At 45.4% G+C, this 3,268-nt stretch carries 3 protein-coding genes; all 3 read left to right on the forward strand.

Annotation, left to right across the window (positions count from 1 at the left end; translation table 11 throughout):
- Positions 1 to 377 precede the first annotated feature (377 nt).
- The 3 genes from dnaX to recR all read left to right on the forward strand — a co-directional run bounded on the left by dnaX (position 378) and on the right by recR (position 3,253).
- Complete coding sequence (gene dnaX / locus FWJ59_RS08840) at positions 378 to 2,003, forward strand: DNA polymerase III subunit gamma/tau (protein ID WP_414481577.1); 1,626 nt, start codon at positions 378 to 380, stop codon at positions 2,001 to 2,003.
- A 66-nt stretch (positions 2,004 to 2,069) separates the two neighbouring features.
- Positions 2,070 to 2,417, forward strand: a complete 348-nt coding sequence (locus FWJ59_RS08845) for a YbaB/EbfC family nucleoid-associated protein (RefSeq protein ID WP_414481579.1) — start codon at positions 2,070 to 2,072, stop codon at positions 2,415 to 2,417.
- 236 nt (positions 2,418 to 2,653) lie between these two features.
- Positions 2,654 to 3,253: a recombination mediator RecR gene (gene recR, locus FWJ59_RS08850; RefSeq protein ID WP_414481578.1), complete on the forward strand. Its 600-nt coding sequence runs from the start codon at positions 2,654 to 2,656 to the stop codon at positions 3,251 to 3,253.
- Positions 3,254 to 3,268: the final 15 nt, after the last annotated feature.

Raw genomic sequence — 3,268 nt, forward strand, 5'->3', positions numbered from 1 at the left:
AGTAAGTAGATGTTTTCGTGTGCCGCAGGGTAGCCTGGTCGGAGTAAACTGTTCGATTCCCGCCTGTAGGTGTCAAATCGAAGGCAGGTGCACGGCATTACTATTACAGCAAGCTGCGGCTTAAGCCGCAGTTTATCTATTTTTTTGGCTACATTTTGTGGTTGTTTATGTTATAATAGATTAGGCCCAATCATGAGCGCGGTTTTACGTATCCTGGTTCCTTTATTGGGAATGCCTATAAAATGCTGTATTTGAAAGTGTGCGTTTTTTGCACCAAGACGTAAGACGGTCTATGCGATTTGAAGAGCATTTGGCTTAAATTTTGATAGACATTGGCTATATAGGTTATATCTTACACGGGAGAGCGGGTGAGCGGTTTGAGATATACGGCACTGTATCGCCAGTGGCGGCCTGAAACCTTTGATGAAGTGGTGGGACAAGATGCTACCATACGCATACTAAAAAATCAGATAAAGAGTAACCGCATTGCCCATGCCTATCTGTTTTGCGGTTCACGGGGCACGGGCAAGACCAGCACGGCCAAGGTGCTTGCCAAGGCCGTCAACTGTTTGAATCCAGTAGACGGCAATCCATGCCTTAGATGTGAAGTGTGCCAAAAACTTTCAACGGGCAGCAGCATGGATATAATTGAGATAGACGCCGCTTCCAACAATGGAGTGGATGAGATAAGAGAGCTGCGGGATAAAGTCAAGTATCCTCCTGTGGTTGGACGTTATAAGGTATATATCATAGACGAGGTGCACATGCTTTCTATGGGAGCTTTTAATGCTTTGCTCAAAACGCTAGAAGAGCCACCGGAGCATATAATATTTATCCTGGCTACCACAGAACCTCACCGCCTGCCAGCCACTGTTCTATCCAGGTGTCAGAGGTTTAACTTCAAGAGGATAGCCAACAAGGATATTGTAAGTAGGATGGCAGAGATAGTAGGCCGGATGGGAATACAGGTTGAAACTGAGGCTTTATATACCATTGCTCGATGGGCAGAAGGTAGCATGAGGGACGCTTTGAGCCTCTTGGACCAGTGCATAGGCTTTTGCGGTGATACCGTTTCCAATGAAGATGTGCTGGCAGTACTGGGGACAGCAGATCAAGGTTTTGTTTTCACCGTGGCAGAGAATATAATAGAGGGGAATGTTTCTGAGCTGTTCTATCAGGTTGAACAGCTTATAAACGATGGGCGAGACGTAGGCGTATTTTTGAAGGAATTAATAAACCATATGAGAAATTTGTTGGTAGTTAAGGTGTGTAACGACGCTAAACAGCTGTTGGATGTGGGGGAAGATACCTTTAAAGCCTATGTGCAGCAGGCCAAGAAGGCTAGCCAGGAAAGGTTGACAAGGGCCATAGATATCTTGTGCAGCGCCGAATCGGAGATGAGATGGAGTTCTCAGCCCAGGGTTGCGTTGGAGATAGCTCTGGTAAAGATTTGTAGGCCGGAGCAAGATGTGACGTTGGATGCCCTGCTGGACAGGGTGGCAAAGCTGGAACAGCAGATAGAGAGCGGTGTTGTGGTTAAACAGCCATCGCCTTCTAAAAGAAGCGTACGGGCTGCAGGTAAGTCTCAAGCGGTTGAGAAAGATGGGGCGACAGGCTTAAAGGAAGGAGAAAAAGGCAACAACTATGATGAAGATGCAGCAAACGTCTGGGCAGAGGTACTGGAAACAATAAAGAAAGAGCGTATAGCATTGTATGGATTATTAAAGGATTGCGGATTTGCTCTAGAAGAAAAGGGTGTAGCGGTTTTAAGCTTTTCTCCGGATCAACAATTTTTTATGGAATCAATAAACAAGGAAGAAAATAGAAGTTTTGTTGAAAAAGTTATTGAAAGGGTGACAGGTAAACAGGTAAAGGTCAAATGTGTTTTAGCCGCACAGGGGCATACTACCGATGAGAGAAAAGAGAGTTTTCAGAATGAGGATATATTAGAGAAAGCTATAGATATATTTGGTGCTGATTTTGTGGAAGTAGTTGATGATTGATAGGAAAGCCAATATAATAGAAAAAAGGGTTGTGTTTATGTGAGAGAAAAGGAGGAATATAAAGCAATGGCACGAGGCGGATTTCCAGGTGGTTTTCCTGGTATGGGCAATATGAATCAGCTGATGAAGCAGGCAAAAAAATTGCAGGAGCAGATGGCAAAGCTTCAGGAAGAGCTGGAGCAAATGACGGTTGAGGCTTCGGCTGGTGGCGGAGTGGTTACCGTTGTGGCCAATGGGAAGAAGGAGATTGTAGAGGTAAAGATCGCTCCAGAGGCGGTAGACCCTGATGATGTTGAAATGCTCCAAGACCTCATAGTGGCAGCTGTGAATGAGGCCTTAAGGCGAGTAGATGAAAGGGTACAGGAAGAGATGGGCAAATTAACGGGAGGTTTGTCTATACCCGGCATTTTCTGATAGAGATCTTATTTTGATTTCAAACGGGCGGTATTATGGATTTGCCAGGCCATCTAATATTAGCTCTGATTTAAGCCTATAGGGTGAGTTGTAGGCGTTTTTTGGTTTAATGATAGAGTTTGGAAAAAGGCATATGACATCTTTATTTGTGCTGAAAGCAGGATATAATCGGATTGAAAAACTCGCCGCAATGCGTTTTATAGAGAGAAAACGAAAAATATGAGAGAGGTAATGATATGGACTACTACATTGAACCTATTGCACGGCTGATCGGTGAATTGTCTAAACTCCCGGGCATTGGAAATAAGACCGCTCAGCGGCTAGCTTTTTATATCATAAACATGCCCGATGAGCAGGTGGGGCAGCTTGCTAGCGCTATTGCCGAGGTTAAAAGCAAGATCAGATATTGTTCCGTCTGTCAAAACATTACCGATGTGAATCCCTGTAGGATATGTTCCAATCCACAGAGGGATCCTTCCGTCATATGCGTGGTGGAAGACCCGCGGGATGTCATTGCTATGGAGAAAACGCGGGATTTTCATGGCCTTTATCATGTGCTCCATGGTGTCATATCTCCTATGAACGGCATAGGACCCGATGATATAAGGATAAAGGAGCTCATTGCGCGGGTAAGCGGCGATACGGTGAAGGAAGTTATACTGGCTACCAATCCCGATGTGGAAGGTGAAGCGACGGCCGTGTATATATCCAAACTGCTCAAGCCCATGGGCATAAAGGTTACACGTATTGCCCACGGACTGCCCGTTGGCGGGGATCTGGAGTACGCTGATGAGGTTACGCTATCAAAAGCGTTGGAAGGCCGGCGTGAGATGTAGCGGGTGTGATTGTTT

The sequence above is a fragment of the Caldicoprobacter sp. genome, from assembly GCF_047459465.1.
Taxonomy (GTDB): domain Bacteria; phylum Bacillota; class Clostridia; order Caldicoprobacterales; family Caldicoprobacteraceae; genus Caldicoprobacter.